Below are 14,710 nucleotides of genomic sequence, written 5' to 3'. Positions count from 1 at the left end.
GTACAGAAACTCTGTAAATCGCGAAAAAGCGGGCTGTCTGGACGGTTCATGTTCCAGGCAATTTTTTTGCGGAAAATTTAAGTCGCGGGATGGAGAGACGCAGCTCCTCAAGAAGCTGCGTCTCTCGGTAAGAGGCCGTTTACAACGGTTGGAACGCTCCGTTCCAGTAAACCAGCGCGCCCGATGACTGGCTTTGGCGGATTGCACGCACCTTGCCGATGACAATCGAATGGGTCGCCCGGTCGATCATCTCCTCGACCTCGCAATCGAAAGCGGCCGGAGCATCTTCCAGCAGAAGAGCCCCGGTTTCCGCCGTGCGCCATGTGGCTCCGGCATAACGTTCCGCTCCCTTGACGCCGCCGAACCCCGAAAAGTTTTCGGCAACCTTGCGGTGCTCGGGCCCAAGCGAAGACCAGCCGAATTTCGGATACTTCTTCAGCAAGGGCCAACTGGAGGAAGCCTTGTTGACGCAGGCAAGCACCAGCGGCGGATCGGCGCTGAGAGACATTGCCGATGTGACGAGGAGGCCTGAAATGTCCTCTCCCTCACCGACCGTGATGATGGAACAATTGCCCACCAACGCCCGCATGGCGTTGGTGAATTCTCTGGACGGCACGGGGTCCATCAACGGATACCGGCTTCCGCAAGCAGCGGCAGAACATTGTCACGGAAATACGGGAACTCCTCGACATAGTCGACAAAGGAGAGCGTCGTTCCGGCAAAGCCTGTTTCGTGCAGTTTGAGGATGCCGTCGGCCACCTGCCGCGGAGTTCCAACCAGCGGGAACCCGCCGTGGCCCATGGCGAACAGGTTCTTGATCTGGGCCAGCAGGTCGTGCGGAAACGACTGCGCATGCGCGAACTGCAGATTGACCAGATTGTCCACCGCTTCCCAGTCTGCCAGATCGCCCATCAGCCGGTCTCGGAGGGCGGTCGCCTCTTCCTCAGTTTCCCGGCAGATGACGTGGCTGAAGGTCAGAACACCCACATCGCGCCCCTTCTCCGCCGCCTGTGCTTTCAGTTCCTTGATTTCGTCGACGGACCGGTTGAGATCGATGGCCGGCGTGAACAGGTAGTCCGCGTTGTCGGTGGCAAAGGTCCGTCCGGTTGCCGAACCTGCCGCGTTCAGGATCGGTGGCCGGCCATTGACGGGCTTGGGGTCGCCAGCAACGTGCTTCAGGTTGAAGTATTTGCCCTCCCAGTCGAAATACTCCTTCGAGGTCCAGAGCTTCTCGACCACATCGAACCATTCCTGGGCGTAGCCGTAACGGGTTTCATGATCGTCGGGCAGGGTCAGGCCCAGGGCTTCGTATTCCGGCTTGTTCCAGCCCGCGACAATGTTCAGACCCGCGCGGCCATTGCCCACCTGATCCATCGTGGCAATCTGCTTGGCCACGACCACCGGATTGTTTGCAGCAGTATGCACCGTGGCGAACACAGAGATGTTTTTCGTTGAGGCCAGCAGCGCGGTTGCCCAGGTGACCGTTTCCAGCACGCTGCCGTGAAAGTCGGTCTCGCCGCCGTAACCGATCCAGCGGGCGATCGGCAGCATGAAGTCGATGCCGGCATCGTCCAGCATCTGGCCGAGTTTCAGGTTGTTTTCCCAGCTATTGACCCATCTGGACGGCGATTTGGTGACCGTCATCCCGGACGAGCAATTGGACGAAAACGTCCCGAGTTTGAAGCCGTTCTTGTCTTTCATCATGTTGGTAGGCATGGATCCCCTCCATTTAGGATAGATTTTCAATTGTATTTTTTATTTAAAACTATGTGCAAAAACGCCCTTACGTCAAACTGAATCGCAGCTATATTCGATCTGAAAAAACAAAGAGGGACCGATGACCGGCAAGTCGGACGATCAGAAGCTCAACTATCACTGGCACCTTTCGGAGAACGATGCGGAGGTCGTCTGCACCGAGCTGGAATTCGCGTTGATGCGCTGTTTCGAGGCGTTCGGGCGATGGCAGACAGAATGCCTGGCGTCTGTCAGCGACGTTGGGGCGACCGGCCCGGAAAACGCACTGCTGCATATCGTGCGCATGAACGACCGGGCAAAAAGCATCAAGGAACTGGCCCGGCTTACCAACCGCGACGACATTCCGAACATCCAGTATTCGATGCGAAAACTCGTGGCGGCGGGGCTGATTGAAAAGCAGGGCTCGGGCCGCACAGGCGTGACCTATCAGGCGACACCGGAAGGCAAGAAGATCACCGATGATTACGGCGCTGTGCGCAAACGGCTGCTGATTGAGCAGATCTCAAGTCTGCCGGAATTTGACAAGCGCCTGAAAGAGGCAGGGCAAAGCCTCAATATCCTGGCGGGCATCTACGAAGAGATATCCCGCATCGCCGCGACCTACCGCCGGTAACGGCGTTCCTTGCGCGACGTCAAGTAGCGTTCGTTTGTCAGCCGCTTTTGCTGCATGCCTGCAACGCTCGCACCAGGTCTTCGGCGAGCATCGTTGCTGCCAGGCTGTGGCTGGGTTTGTCGCGCTGAACCAGCGACAGCACGTTCTTGCCGAAGGTCTGCTCACGAATGGGCACGAAGGTCAGTGACCCATTGCGCTGCTCCTCGGCAATGTCGAACCGGCTCAGAAACGCGATGCCGTCACCGGATCCGGCCAGGCATTTCATGGCCTCTATGGAATTGGCGAGGTAGGCAGGTTCCACTTCCAGGCCTGCTGCGACGAAGGCATCCGCAACAATCCCGTGAATGAGCATCGAGCGGTCTGCGAAGATCAGCGGATAGGGCTGGCAAGCGGTCAATGAAATGCTGTCCTGCCGGGCCAGGGGGTGCTCCGGTGAGAGCACGGCTCCCAGACGCGTGTTCATCGTCCAAAGCGTTTCAAGTTGCGCCACCGGCGGCAGGTTGAAGGCAAGTCCGATGTCTGCCTGACCGTCCAGCACGGCGTTGGCGATGTCATGGGCAAACATCACCCGGACTGTGATCTTGAGGCGCGGGTGACGGGCGCCGAGGCTTGCGGCTGTTTTGGGAACGATACCCCCGGCAAGGCCGCTCATGGTCGCAATGATGACCTCGCCGCTCTGCAGGGCCTTCATGCCGCGAATGTCTGCCTCGACCTGGCTGTATTCGCGGATCGTCTTTCGCACATGCGCAACCAGCACCTCTCCAGCCGGCGTCAGCCGAAGGCCTCGTGGTAGGCGTTCGAACAAAGGTTCGCCGATGTCTTCCTCGAGTTGCAGGATGTGCTTGTTGATGGCGGACGGGGCAACGTTCAGCCGGTCGCCGGCGGCACGGATCGAACCGCGACGGGCGACCTCGTCGATATACCGCAAGACCCGCGAATGCAGCATCAATACCCCTTTTTGCGTTCTCGAAAAGTGCACGCTCCGCGCAGAAAATACTGCTTTTCGGAAGCGGTTCAATCCCTTTTTATCTTCCACGGCACTGGCGCAGGCCCCATCGCGGACCGCCAGCGAAATGCCAATCATGATGAGGAGGAACGACTTGAACGCTTCGGAAGCAGCGCATTATGACAAGGTGCGTGCGATATTTGATATTCTGGAAGGCCGGCGCGAGGCCGATCTTCTTCTGAAGAACCTCAACATCCTCGATGTGCATGGCGAGACCGTCTACCAGGGTTCCATTCTCGTCTATGACAAGCGCATCGTCGCACTCAATCCGGACGAGGAGGTGCTGAAGGTCCGGGAGGTGTTTGACGGCCAGGGGCTTTATGCGATTCCCGGCCTCATTGATGCCCACATCCATTTCGAATCCCAGCTCGCACATCCCGTTGCCCTTGGCGAGGCAATGGTTCCTTGCGGCACCACGACGATTTTTTCCGAATGTCTCGATCTGCTGAGTGCGGCCGGTGCGGAAGGTGTCGAGGCGGCGGAGAACCTTTTCCGAGGCCACGACAAGTTGCCTTACCGTCTGTTCGCTTTCGCGCCAGGCAAGAAGACGGATGCGCGTGTCACCGAAGCGGTTCTGAAAATGGATCCCGTCATCGGCCTCGGTGAGTTCGAACATTTCACCTACAGCTCCGGCAACGACGACGATTTCCGAAAGGCTGCCTGGGTGCGTGCTCGTGGTGGTTTCATGAACGGCCATTGGGGCGTGACCGCTCTTTCAGACATGATCCTGAACTATCTTCCGGCAATTGGAGTGTCGAACAACCACGATGTCTGGAACGAACAGGATATCGAAAAAAGCATCCGCTACGGCTTTCCGACCCATATCAAGTTCGGTGTCGGCAGCGCCGAGGTCATCAAGGTGCTTCTGCGCGCCATCGTCGACCGGAAATGGCCGACGGACAATTTCATGCTGTGTACCGACAACATCTCGGTGGAGCGTCTGCTGCACCAGGGCCATATGGACTGGATCATCTCGCTGTGTGCGGAGATGGGCATCAACCCGATCCATGCAATCAAGATGGCGACGCTCAACACCGCGCGTTCCTTTCATATGGAAGATCGCATCGGTTCTCTTGCTCCGGGGCGGTTTGCCGACATCGTTCTGACACCAAGCCTGTCAGCCATCGAACCACTTTACGTTTTCAAGGACGGCGCGCTGGTGGCCGAGCGAGGCAAGTTGCTGACCAACGCGGACAACGACTATTCGCTCATGTGCAAGAAAGGCGTTCCGGGCCTGGACGACCTGACGGCGGATCAACTCGACATCGAACCGCTGGAAGTGTCCGAAGATGGTACCAAAGCCAAGGTCTATCTGTTCGACGTTTACGGCCGGGGTCACGCGAAATTCTACCGCGAGGTCTGGGTACCGTTGAAAGACGGCAAGGTTGTTCCGGAGCTGGATGGCGAGAGGCTTAGCCGGCTTTCGGTTGTGCAGCGCTACGCCAACGGCGAGCGGCACATCGTCAACGGCCTGTTCACTGGCGTTCACTTGGAAAGAGGCGCGGTTGCGACCTTCTGGCCAGCACCAAAACCCTATTTCGTCGCTGTCGGCCAGGACAGCGTCGAAATGTGTGGCTGCCTCAAACGGGTCGATGCCCATGCCGGGGCCTGTATCGTTACGGAGAATGGTGCGGAAAAGGCTGCAATGCCGCTCGAGATCTATGGCGTTATGGCGAACATGAGCGTTGCTGAGTTGACGGCTGCAGCCGGTGCAATCGATGCCGCGCTGGAGGATCTTGGCAACCGCAACGAAGGTGAGCCGGTGGTGAACAAGCTGCTGAGCCTGTTCATCTCGCTGCACCGCTTCCGCTTCATGGCCTGAAGCTTCACGACGAAGACGACCCGGCAGGCGTGAATGTCTGCCGGCAAGGGGAGGGCATGGACCAGAGACGTTGGGAAGCGGCTTTACATCCATGCAGAACACATGCGACAGCGCGGTTGGCTGCAAGGCCGGTTAAGGCCAGGCCCCGCGCGACACTTCTGGAGGAAAGCATGGCGCATAACGCAGCCGAAGCGGAGATCATCGATACCGGTAGCCTTGTCCGGCGCTGGATCATGTACATAGCCGGAATTTACATCCTGACCTTCGGGGTCAGCCTGGCAATTCGGGCGGGCATCGGGATCTCACCGCAGAGCAGCCTGACACGCACGATGACCTTGGTGTTTCCACCACTCAGCCAGGGCACCTACAACTTCATTCTCGAACTGGTCATGCTTTTCTTGACGTTTCTGGTGTTGCCCAAGGAATTCAAGCTCAGGAACTTCGCGTCGCTCATTCCTGCCTTCGTGTTGGCTGTGTGCCTGGATCTCAATCTAAAGCTGACCGGCTTCATTCAGCTTGATGACTATGCCCTGAAGGTCGCTCTGCTGGCGTTCGGCGATGCCGCTCTTGCCTTCGGACTATTTCTGATGATCCGCGCCAATCTGGTGCTGATGCCGGTCGATATGTTCGTCAACACGATCTTCCAGCGCACTGGATGGAAGTGGGGTAACATCAAGACCGCTTTTGACCTGACATTACTGCTGACTTCCGCGCTCGTCGGATTGGCGTTCCTGGGGGAAGTCAAGTTCATCCGCGAGGGAACGATCCTCAACGCGATCTTCGTTGGTCAATACATCCGGCTCTATTTTTTCCTGTACAAGAGGATGAATCCGAAGGATGAGGCCTCCGCCCCAGCTTGAGCCCTAACCAGGTGATGACATACGTACAGGCGGCTTTCGGGTCGCCTGTTGCGTTGCGGCTCTGGCAAGAGGGAGGAACTGTGATATGAGCGGGCCAGACGGCCTGGTCGAGACGGGCCACACCTTCAGCGCGGGTTAATTTTCAAAAATGTTGTCAGGGGTTTGTATCGGCGCCAACGATCTTTCGGCTGCCGGCCGGTTTTACGACGAAGTGCTTGCGACAATTGGCATGAAGCGGGTTTTTTCCGAGCCCCGCGAGCTTGGCTATGCAGGTGCCGATGGCCGAATATCGTTGTTTGTCTTGTTGCCGTTTGACGGGCGGGCAGCCACATCGGGCAATGGTACGCAGGTCATGTTCTATGCGCCGGATGCCGAGGCCGTCAGGGCGTTTCATGCTGCCGCACTGCGGTGTGGTGGACGTGATGAAGGCGCACCCGGCCCTCGTTCCTATCACCCGGATTATTTCGGCGCTTATGTGCGTGATCTCGACGGTAACAAGCTGAATGTCTCCGTCAGCCTGGAAAACGGCACCACCGCCTGAACACGCAGTGTTGATCATCGGGCAAAGGAGTTGTCTTGATCGGGCCGGCCATTTTGGGTGCAAGAAGCGCTGGCCAGTTTCAGGAGATGCCAGCCCATGCCCAGATCAAGTCAGCCGATAATCGAGTTTGTGCGCCTGCCGGACATCCCGCTGGAAGAGCTTGTCGCGCATATGTCCGACCCGCGTGTCGGCACGCATATGCCGCTTCTGACCTTCTCATGGGATCTCGAGATGGCTGCGAAGTTCGTAGCGGCCAAGGAAGCCTGCTGGCAACGCGACGGACTTGGTCACTGGGCCTTTCTGGCAGACGGCCGCTATGTCGGCTGGGGTGGTTTTCAGAAAGAAGGCGAGGAGTGGGATTTCGGGCTGGTGCTGCACCCGGCAGCCTTTGGCCTCGGCATGCCGATCACCAGAAAGGCGCTGGCCTTTGCCAGTGAAGACCCGCGCATTCCATTCGTCACCTTCCTGCTGCCGCCGTCCCGACGGAACCTCGGTGCACTGCGTCGGATGGGGGCGCGTTTCATCGGCGAGACCGATTATGACGGCACGCGTTTCCTGAAATACCGCCTGGAAACATCAGGCCCCGTTGGCGCGGTCAGCCGGACAGCTTGACCGTCTCCACATTGACGTGACTTGCCTTTCCGGCGAACCAGCCGTTGATGGCGGCGCCAAGGCCAAGCGCCACGAACAGCACCGCACTCCAGGCAAAGCTTCCCGTCCAGCTTCGGATGAGCCCGACGATCAGTGGGCCGATGGCGGCAAGCGTATAGCCGACGCATTGGGCCATGCCCGAAAGCTGCGCAGCGGAATGGGAATCCTGTGTCCGCAACACGATGACCGTAAGCGCCACCGCAATCAGTCCGCCCTGGCCGATGCCCTGCAGCACCGCCCAGATCCAGACGGTGGACAGTGGCGCGAATTGCAGGCCGAGCAGGGCTATAACCGCTATGGCGCAAAGTGCGACGTTGATCAGCCGCTGGTCCTTGCCGCGAACGGCAAGATGCGGCGCTATCAGGCAGGCGGCAGCCTGCACCATCACCGACACCGACACGATTGCGCCGGCAGTGACACCGTCCAGCCCGCGGGCGCGGAGGATCGGTACCAGCCAGCCGAAGACGCAATAGGCAAGTGCGGATTGCAGACCCATGAACAGGGTCACGTGCCAGGCCAGCCTGTCACCCCACATGCCCTTCACCACATAAGTCGGGCCCTTGGGGCGCTTGCGCGTCGCCATGACTTGCGGAAACCACAGGACGGCCACCACAAGAGCCGGCACGGCCCAGATCGCAAGTGCGCCCTCGATCGAACCACCGAGGGCCGCTTCAAACGGAATGGTCAATCCTGCACCGGCGGCAGCGCCCGCGCAAAGTGCCATGGTGTACCACCCGGTCACCAGTGCGGCCTTGTCGGGGAAATCGCGCTTGACGAGCCCGGGCAGCAGTACGTTGCCAACCGCGATACAGGCACCCGCCAACGCTGTTCCAAGAAACAGCAACGGCACGGAGGACGTTCCTCGTGCTGCCGTTCCAATGGCCAGCAAAACCACGACTGCAAGCAATGTGCGTTCCGTGCCGATGCGGCGGGCAAGGCGTGGAGCCAGCGGCGAGAACAGGCCGAGACACACAACGGGCAGTGTCGTCAGAAGGCTTGCGCCCGTTGGCGACAGGCCAAAATTTTCGCGGATTTCCAGAAGCAGCGCCGACGCGCTGGAAAAGACCGGACGCAGGTTGAAGGCGATCAGTACCAGACTTGCGCCCAGCAGAAACCGTACCAGTCCGCTCTGCGTCGCCGGCTGGGATTGCTCAGCGGAAACGTCAATGTCTTCGGCATCGATCAGTTCGATCGAGCCGGGATCGATTTCAGATGCCTGTGTCATGAGCCGAGCAGTCGCTCCAGGTCTCTCAGGACAGGGGCCATGAACCGGCGGACAGCGGCCTCGGCCAGTTCCGGGTCGCCTGTCTCGATGGCGTCGACAATGGCCGCGTGGGCCGCCATATCGGGTTCCTGCAGGTCTTTTCCAAGCGTAGCCTCGATGGTCTCGCCGATCAGACTGGAGAAGAATTCGTACATGTTGACCAGAACGGAGTTTTGCGAGGCCGCGACAACAGCCCGGTGAAAGGCAAGGTCGCGCTCCACGAAACCGGTCTTGTCGTGACCATCGTAGTTTCCGCGCTCCGTGAGCAAGCGGCGCAGCTCCGAAATCACCTCTGGTGTCTGGCGATGAGCAGCCAGCCTGGCGGCCTCCGCATCCAGCGCCAGTCTGGCCTCGAACTGGTCACGCAGGGTAGCGCGACGCGCCATGGTCAATGGCCCGATGGCATCAACGACGGACAGCACATAGGTGCCCGAGCCTTGCCGGGTTTCCAGGTAACCTTGCGAAACAAGCACGCGCACGGCTTCGCGCACGGTGCCACGGCTGATGGAAAGCTGCGCCGATAGCTGAGCCTCGTTGGGTAGCTTTTCCCCCACGGACCAGCGATTGCCCACGATTTCCGCCCGGATCGCCGCGGCTGCGCTGTCAACCAGGCTCGTTTTTGCCAGAGATTGCATTTGAAGTCACCAAATCATCAGATGACTTGATCATAAGGGTGATGACGCGGCTTGTCTATCGACGAAATCGCGTGAGGGAAAGACGCCTTTTCAGGTGTTGTCCCTGTCGAACAGCTCATGTGCGGGGTCTCGGGGATGGCGGGGCTTCAGTCGCCTCGCACAGGGCGCATCGCCTTGATCGCATCTTGCTGGCCGAGATCCCTCAAAAGGTGTGATGCCGCGCATTGCAACAATGACAAATAATGTGACGTGGAAGACAGACGCATTCGCCGGGGACGTGGCTATTTGGCTGCACCGGCAAGCCTACGAAAGACGCCGATTACGCATACAGCTTCAGGGGCCATTGAGGGGGCCTAACCAAGGGAGAGTGAATGTGGCCGAGTCTTTTTTTCTGCCTTACGAATACGTCGACGTTCTGACAAATCCTGGCCTGCAGACCAGCGCCGGCCGGGTCAAGCTTACGCAGTATCTTTGCAAGGACCGTGGTAACGGCGGCAACGACAGCGCAACCAGTTTTTTCAAGAATTTCCGTTGGATCAAGGATCCCCACGGCATCACGCTGAACCAGCATGTCGGCGGCCGCGAGATCGACCTGGCGCTGAAAGGCCAGGGAAACGACAAGACATTCGTCAAGATCTGGAACTTCATGCTGAAGAACAAGGATCTTTTGGACAAGTACAAGGTTGAGGTCTGCGGCCGTGCGAACAAGGACGGCTCCAAGGATGTCGAGCAGACCGGCAAGATCAAGAAACTCTACTTCGACAAGATGTCCGATCAGGCGGCACTGCAACAGATGGTGCAAGACCGCTTTTTCGGTATGGACTGCATAGGCTTTATCGCCAATTTCCTCATATTCACTGGTGAGTGGGACAAGTATTACGGTGTTTCACCCCGGCGGTATCCGGATCATGTTGCCAAGACCAACATCGACGACATCAACGAGGTCAAGCCACTCGATTTCATGGTCTGGAACGGACATGTGGCGATGATCGACTGGGTCTGGGAAGTTCTGGACGAGAAACGCGCGCGCATCGACATGTGCCAGAGCTCCAGCGGTGGTCCGCAATGCAACGAATACGTGATCCTGCGCCGTACCGGTGGCAAGGGTCTCAAGGGCGGTTGCGAATTCACGATCGACGGCGGCACCCCGGCCCCACCTGTGCGTGGCCATTTCACCATCTGGCGGCGGGAAGGGTTCTGGTATTGAGCACCAAGGTCCATTGGCGCGACAGGTTAATGCTGTCACCTGCCGCGCCGTTCAGGCTTGCCCGTCAGACCAGGGATGGGTTGAGCTGTGCGAAAGCCTCCTGCCTCTGATAGGGAAAATGCGGATAGGGAGCAGTCCGCGCGCTCGAAGCATCAAGACGGGCAATCTGCTCGTCCGTCAGTGCCCAACCCGTTGCTCCCAGATTGTCGCGAAGTTGCGCTTCGTTGCGCGCCCCGATGATGACCGACGCGACAGTGGGGCGTTGAAGCAGCCATTTGATCGCCACTTGCGGGACCGTCTTGCCGGTTTCTTCTGCAATCGCATCCAGAACGTCGACGACCGAATAGAGCAGATCGTCCTCCACGGGAGGTCCGAAACTTGCGGTCTCATGCAGTCGGCTGCCCTCGGGGATCGGATTGTTCCTGCGGATCTTGCCGGTCAGCCGACCCCAGCCAAGCGGGCTCCATACCATGGCGCCCAGGCCCTGGTCTGCGCCGAGAGGCATCAGGTCCCACTCGTAGTCCCGTCCGACGAGAGAATAATAGACCTGGTTTGCGACATAGCGCGGCCAGCCGTGTTTCTCCGCAACGGCCAGTGATTTCATGATCTGCCATCCGGAGAAGTTGGAAACGCCGATATAGCGGATTTTCCCGTCGCGGACGAGCTGGTCGAGCGTCGACAGCACCTCTTCCACCGGGGTGAAGGCGTCGAATGCGTGCAGTTGCAGAAGATCGATATAGTCCGTTCCAAGGCGCTTGAGTGCAGCCTCGACACCCCTGATCAGCCTGAAGCGTGAAGACCCTGCCTCATTGGGGCCATCCCCCAGCGGAAGGCTCATTTTCGTGGAGAGCAGCACCGCGTCACGGCGGCCCTTGATTGCTTCACCGAGCACTTCTTCCGAAGCGCCTTCGGAGTAGTTATCCGCGGTGTCGAACAGGTTGACGCCGGCCTCGAGGCAGATGTCGACAAGGCGGCGCGCTTCTGCGACGTCCGTTGTGCCCCAATGACTGAAGAGTGGGCCGGAGCCGCCGAATGTGCCGGCGCCGAAGCTGAGGGCGGGAACCTTGAGCCCGGAGTTTCCAAGATAGCGATAGTCCATGTCGGTGATATCCTTTCTAGCTGGCAGTCTGGTGAGTGGAGATCGGGGAGGGCACGCGCCGCCGCTCAATCGCGAAGGAGGCAAGCGCGACCACGATTGCGAGGAAGGGGAAACCCGCGGCGACCAGAGGCAGGTTTTCAAGTCCTGGCCCACGGGAGATGGCCAGGCCGCCGGCCCAGGCCCCAAGTGCGTTGCCGAGATTGAAGGCGGCAATGTTCAGGCTGGACGCAAGGCTTTCTCCGGCGCCAACGGCCTTCGACAGAACCCAGGACTGAAGCGGCGGAACCGTTGCGAAACCCGCCACGCCGAGCAGTCCCGTCAGCACCACGGCGGCGGTCTGGTTTCCAAAGGCGGCGGACATGACCGCCAGCACGAGTGCAAGGGCTGCCATGCTGCCGATGAGCGCGGTCTTCAGTCTGATGTCGGCAAGTTTTCCGCCCAGGAGATTTCCGGCGACCAGCCCCCCACCGAAGATCAACAGGATCGGGGATACCGCCGTGTCGGCAAATCCACTGACCTGCGTCAGCAACGGGGCGATGTAGGTGAACAGGGTGAAGACGCCTGCAAACCCCAGGACCGTCGTCAGGAAACCGAGAAGGACGGAGGCGCGCGACACGGCCTTCAGATCGGCCCGCCAGCCGGATTGTGCGGCGCGCGAACGATCCGTCGGCACGAGCAGAATGAGCACGGCCAGTGCGGCCAGGCCGATCAGCGTCACGGCCCAGAAGGTCATGCGCCAGCTGAATTGCTGGCCAAGCCAGGTTCCGGCAGGCACGCCGAGGATGTTGGCAAGCGTCAGCCCTGTGAACATGATGGCAATTGCGGACGCCTGCTTGTCCTTGCCGACCATGGAGGCGGCAAAGACCGAGCCGACACCGAAGTAGGTTCCGTGGGCGAGGGCCGTGAGGATACGGGCTGCCATCAGCAGGTCGTAGCTGGGCGCAAGCGCGCAGGCGGCGTTCCCGATGATGAAGATCACCATCAGGCCGATCAACACGCGCTTCTTGTTCCATGTCGCGGTGAAGACGGTCAGGATGGGCGCACCGACCACGACCCCGAGGGCGTAGCCGGAGATGAGCATTCCTGCTGCAGCGACCGAGACACCAAGATCGCGGCTGACCTCTAGCAGAAGGCCCATGATGACGAATTCTGTGACGCCGATGCCAAAGGCTCCGGCCGCCAGTGCATAAAGAGCAAGGGGCATTTTGGATCCGGTCCATGAAATTTCGATGGACGGAACCTAGGCAGTGCTCATATCATGAACTATACGCCCGAAATGAATATAATAAGTGAATTGAAGTCATATGTCGCGCGCCAGCATAAACCGCAGCGGTGAGATGGAGGTCTTTGTTCAGGTTGTTGAACTGGGCGGCTTTTCCCACGCAGCCAGGCACCTGGGGATGACCCAGTCTGCAGTCAGCAAGCTTATTTCCCGGCTCGAGACACGGCTTGGTGCACGGCTCTTCAACCGATCCACCCGGCGTCTGGATCTGACGGCCGAAGGATGCGTCTTTTACGAGCGTGCGCGAGAAATTCTCTCAAGCATCGATGAAGCGGAACGGCAGGCAGGGTTGGGCGAGCAGCCGGTCGGCCGCATCCGGCTGAACACCAGCGCCTCCTATGCGACCCACATTCTTGAGCCTGTCCTGCCTGTGTTCCTCGAGCAGTACCCCGACATCTCTCTCGAAATCGTTCTGACCGACGCCCTGATCGACCTTCTCGCGGAGCGGACGGATGTTGTGGTGCGGGCAGGACCGCTCAAGGACTCCAGCCTGGTAGCACGCAAGCTCGGCGAAACACCGATGCTGATCGTCACCTCGCCTGACTATCTTCAACGTGTCGGGGAACCTGCCTGCGTCGCGGATCTGGAGGGGCACAGAAAAATCGGGTTCAACTATCCGCGGGACGTCGATACCTGGCGCTTTCTGCGCGACGACGAACCGATAGCAGTCTGCCCGCCCGGGCGCGTTCACGCCAGCGACGGCGAGGCCATCCGCCGGTTGGCGATCAACGGCCTTGGGCTGGCGCGTCTGGCCGCCTTTACCGTACGTGCTGACATCGCCGCGGGACGTCTGAAGCCGGTTCTTGAAAAGTGTTATGCAGACGACAGCGAAGCCTTCCACGCGGTCTACACCGGCCAGGGCGGCCCTTTGCCGGCACGTGTCCGCGTGCTGCTGAATTTTCTCGCTGAACATGGCGCCGTGTCCTAGTGGTCACAATTGCATTTGTGCGGCCGTGATTGAGAAACGGCGACGATACTGAGGTGCGTTTTCGCGAAAGTCAGCAAGATGAAACACCTATGGGAGGCAGCCCGTAAGTCCTTGAAGTTTCAAGAATGACACAACTGCCCTGGTAGACTAATCTGCCAAATATGAGTTTCGATGACTGGTCAGACACGGAGAATGACGCCGTTGTGGCGTCGTATTTTGCAATGCTTAGCGATGAGCTTGCTGGCCAATCTTATGTCAAAGCTTCCCACAATCGCCTGCTGCAAGAGCAAATTGGCCGTACTCGCGGTTCGATCGAGTTTAAGTATTGCAACGTGTCAGCGGCAGCCAAGGGATTCGGGCTCCCAATCATCAAGGGATACCAACCACGCTTCAATTTTCAGATGACGCTGGCCGAGGCGATTTCACGATGGTTGGCAAAACATCCAGAGTGGGAAACAGCGCTTCATAATCCTCTTCACTCTGAATTCGCTGAAGCAACAACACTGTTTGTCGAAGTGGCGCCCACGCTTAGAAACACTCCGCCTCCAGAAGAAACGGAAAAATTGCGTGCAGTCGCTATGCGCTTTGATATCGCTGGGCGCGACGAACGTAACCGGAAACTGGGTCGTGCCGGTGAAGAGGTTGTTTTTCACCGAGAGCGTGCTCAGCTGAAAGAACTTGGCCTTCACGACTTGGCAAGACGAGTCCGCTGGACATCGCAAGAAGACGGAGACGGCGCAGGATACGACATCCTCAGTTTTTTGCCAGATGGAGGAGAGCGCCTCATTGAGGTAAAAACCACAAATGGCTGGGAACGCACGCCGTTTCATATTTCCCGGAACGAGTTGGAGGTTGCCAATGCCCGTCGCGATGACTGGTACCTTTTCCGCCTCTATGATTTTGCAAGGGCTCCCAAAGCTTTTGAGATCCGGCCGCCTTTAGAGGCGCACGTGGCGCTGACCGCCACGAGTTTTCAGGCCAGTTTCGGGTGAGTGAAGCGGACAGTAATGGCGAGTTGTCAAATGATTTTGGCTTTGCTTGGACTGT

15 protein-coding genes are annotated in these 14,710 nt (G+C 59.0%); 8 read left to right on the top strand and 7 right to left on the bottom strand.

Annotation, left to right across the window (positions count from 1 at the left end):
* Positions 1 to 139 precede the first annotated feature (139 nt).
* Together FIU93_RS02955 and FIU93_RS02950 are read right to left on the bottom strand one after the other, a co-directional pair.
* Complete coding sequence (locus FIU93_RS02955) at positions 140 to 625, bottom strand: flavin reductase family protein (RefSeq protein WP_077290958.1); 486 nt, start codon at positions 623 to 625, stop codon at positions 140 to 142.
* Positions 625 to 1,716, bottom strand: coding sequence for an LLM class flavin-dependent oxidoreductase (locus FIU93_RS02950; protein WP_209010273.1), 1,092 nt, complete (start codon positions 1,714 to 1,716; stop codon positions 625 to 627). The genes FIU93_RS02955 and FIU93_RS02950 overlap by 1 nt, the downstream gene beginning before the upstream one ends.
* A 121-nt stretch (positions 1,717 to 1,837) precedes the next feature.
* On the opposite strand from FIU93_RS02950, the gene FIU93_RS02945 reads away from it, so the two are divergent.
* Positions 1,838 to 2,368, top strand: coding sequence for a winged helix DNA-binding protein (locus tag FIU93_RS02945; RefSeq protein ID WP_022998917.1), 531 nt, complete (start codon positions 1,838 to 1,840; stop codon positions 2,366 to 2,368).
* Positions 2,369 to 2,405: 37 nt separating this feature from the next.
* Here FIU93_RS02945 and FIU93_RS02940 read toward each other — a convergent pair whose 3' ends face one another.
* The gene (locus tag FIU93_RS02940; RefSeq protein ID WP_055659304.1) at positions 2,406 to 3,314 is read right to left on the bottom strand and encodes a LysR family transcriptional regulator; all 909 of its coding nucleotides are present in this window, start codon (positions 3,312 to 3,314) and stop codon (positions 2,406 to 2,408) included.
* A gap of 154 nt (positions 3,315 to 3,468) precedes the next feature.
* Here FIU93_RS02940 and FIU93_RS02935 point away from each other — a divergent pair, with 154 nt between their 5' ends.
* From FIU93_RS02935 to FIU93_RS02920, 4 genes are all read left to right on the top strand, one after another.
* Entirely contained in the window at positions 3,469 to 5,196 is a 1,728-nt protein-coding gene (locus FIU93_RS02935; RefSeq protein ID WP_209010272.1) for an adenine deaminase C-terminal domain-containing protein, read from the top strand.
* Between the two features lie 170 nt (positions 5,197 to 5,366).
* Entirely contained in the window at positions 5,367 to 6,056 is a 690-nt protein-coding gene (locus FIU93_RS02930) for a DUF6198 family protein (protein ID WP_152504794.1), read from the top strand.
* Positions 6,057 to 6,204: 148 nt separating this feature from the next.
* On the top strand, positions 6,205 to 6,597 hold the full coding sequence (locus FIU93_RS02925; RefSeq protein WP_152504793.1) for a VOC family protein: 393 nt from the start codon (positions 6,205 to 6,207) through the stop codon (positions 6,595 to 6,597).
* Positions 6,598 to 6,693: 96 nt separating this feature from the next.
* On the top strand, positions 6,694 to 7,209 hold the full coding sequence (locus FIU93_RS02920) for a GNAT family N-acetyltransferase (RefSeq protein WP_152504792.1): 516 nt from the start codon (positions 6,694 to 6,696) through the stop codon (positions 7,207 to 7,209).
* Here FIU93_RS02920 and FIU93_RS02915 read toward each other — a convergent pair.
* Both FIU93_RS02915 and FIU93_RS02910 read right to left on the bottom strand, forming a co-directional pair.
* On the bottom strand, positions 7,193 to 8,473 hold the full coding sequence (locus FIU93_RS02915) for an MFS transporter (RefSeq protein ID WP_077290955.1): 1,281 nt from the start codon (positions 8,471 to 8,473) through the stop codon (positions 7,193 to 7,195). The genes FIU93_RS02920 and FIU93_RS02915 overlap by 17 nt on opposite strands.
* The gene (locus FIU93_RS02910; RefSeq protein WP_152504791.1) at positions 8,470 to 9,147 is read right to left on the bottom strand and encodes a FadR/GntR family transcriptional regulator; all 678 of its coding nucleotides are present in this window, start codon (positions 9,145 to 9,147) and stop codon (positions 8,470 to 8,472) included. Before FIU93_RS02910 ends, FIU93_RS02915 begins: the two co-directional genes overlap by 4 nt.
* A 373-nt stretch (positions 9,148 to 9,520) precedes the next feature.
* Here FIU93_RS02910 and FIU93_RS02905 point away from each other — a divergent pair, with 373 nt between their 5' ends.
* Positions 9,521 to 10,354, top strand: coding sequence for a hypothetical protein (locus FIU93_RS02905; RefSeq protein ID WP_077290953.1), 834 nt, complete (start codon positions 9,521 to 9,523; stop codon positions 10,352 to 10,354).
* Positions 10,355 to 10,418: 64 nt separating this feature from the next.
* Here the strand turns inward: FIU93_RS02905 and FIU93_RS02900 are convergent, their stop codons facing one another.
* Complete coding sequence (locus FIU93_RS02900) at positions 10,419 to 11,453, bottom strand: aldo/keto reductase (protein WP_152504790.1); 1,035 nt, start codon at positions 11,451 to 11,453, stop codon at positions 10,419 to 10,421.
* 16 nt (positions 11,454 to 11,469) lie between these two features.
* Positions 11,470 to 12,657, bottom strand: coding sequence for an MFS transporter (locus FIU93_RS02895; RefSeq protein WP_152504789.1), 1,188 nt, complete (start codon positions 12,655 to 12,657; stop codon positions 11,470 to 11,472).
* A 100-nt stretch (positions 12,658 to 12,757) separates the two neighbouring features.
* Here FIU93_RS02895 and FIU93_RS02890 point away from each other — a divergent pair, with 100 nt between their 5' ends.
* Positions 12,758 to 13,663, top strand: coding sequence for a LysR family transcriptional regulator (locus tag FIU93_RS02890; protein WP_173017253.1), 906 nt, complete (start codon positions 12,758 to 12,760; stop codon positions 13,661 to 13,663).
* Positions 13,664 to 13,824: 161 nt separating this feature from the next.
* Positions 13,825 to 14,655: a DUF3883 domain-containing protein gene (locus FIU93_RS02885; protein ID WP_152504788.1), complete on the top strand. Its 831-nt coding sequence runs from the start codon at positions 13,825 to 13,827 to the stop codon at positions 14,653 to 14,655.
* Positions 14,656 to 14,710: the final 55 nt, after the last annotated feature.

The organism is Labrenzia sp. THAF35, from assembly GCF_009363595.1.
Taxonomy (GTDB): Bacteria; Pseudomonadota; Alphaproteobacteria; order Rhizobiales; family Stappiaceae; genus Roseibium; species Roseibium algicola.
Note: the sequence above shows the minus strand (reverse complement) of the source record. Positions and strands in the feature narration are given on the sequence as shown.

Bases quoted from the DNA above. Each gene is read 5' to 3' on its own strand.
- FIU93_RS02955 (WP_077290958.1), bottom strand. From the start codon at position 625: ATGGACCCCGTGCCGTCCAGAGAATTCACCAACGCCATGCGGGCGTTG.
- FIU93_RS02950 (WP_209010273.1), bottom strand. From the start codon at position 1,716: ATGCCTACCAACATGATGAAAGACAAGAACGGCTTCAAACTCGGGACG.
- FIU93_RS02945 (WP_022998917.1), top strand. From the start codon at position 1,838: ATGACCGGCAAGTCGGACGATCAGAAGCTCAACTATCACTGGCACCTT.
- FIU93_RS02940 (WP_055659304.1), bottom strand. From the start codon at position 3,314: ATGCTGCATTCGCGGGTCTTGCGGTATATCGACGAGGTCGCCCGTCGC.
- FIU93_RS02930 (WP_152504794.1), top strand. From the start codon at position 5,367: ATGGCGCATAACGCAGCCGAAGCGGAGATCATCGATACCGGTAGCCTT.
- FIU93_RS02925 (WP_152504793.1), top strand. From the start codon at position 6,205: ATGTTGTCAGGGGTTTGTATCGGCGCCAACGATCTTTCGGCTGCCGGC.
- FIU93_RS02920 (WP_152504792.1), top strand. From the start codon at position 6,694: ATGCCCAGATCAAGTCAGCCGATAATCGAGTTTGTGCGCCTGCCGGAC.
- FIU93_RS02915 (WP_077290955.1), bottom strand. From the start codon at position 8,473: ATGACACAGGCATCTGAAATCGATCCCGGCTCGATCGAACTGATCGAT.
- FIU93_RS02910 (WP_152504791.1), bottom strand. From the start codon at position 9,147: ATGCAATCTCTGGCAAAAACGAGCCTGGTTGACAGCGCAGCCGCGGCG.
- FIU93_RS02900 (WP_152504790.1), bottom strand. From the start codon at position 11,453: ATGGACTATCGCTATCTTGGAAACTCCGGGCTCAAGGTTCCCGCCCTC.
- FIU93_RS02895 (WP_152504789.1), bottom strand. From the start codon at position 12,657: ATGCCCCTTGCTCTTTATGCACTGGCGGCCGGAGCCTTTGGCATCGGC.
- FIU93_RS02890 (WP_173017253.1), top strand. From the start codon at position 12,758: ATGTCGCGCGCCAGCATAAACCGCAGCGGTGAGATGGAGGTCTTTGTT.
- FIU93_RS02885 (WP_152504788.1), top strand. From the start codon at position 13,825: ATGAGTTTCGATGACTGGTCAGACACGGAGAATGACGCCGTTGTGGCG.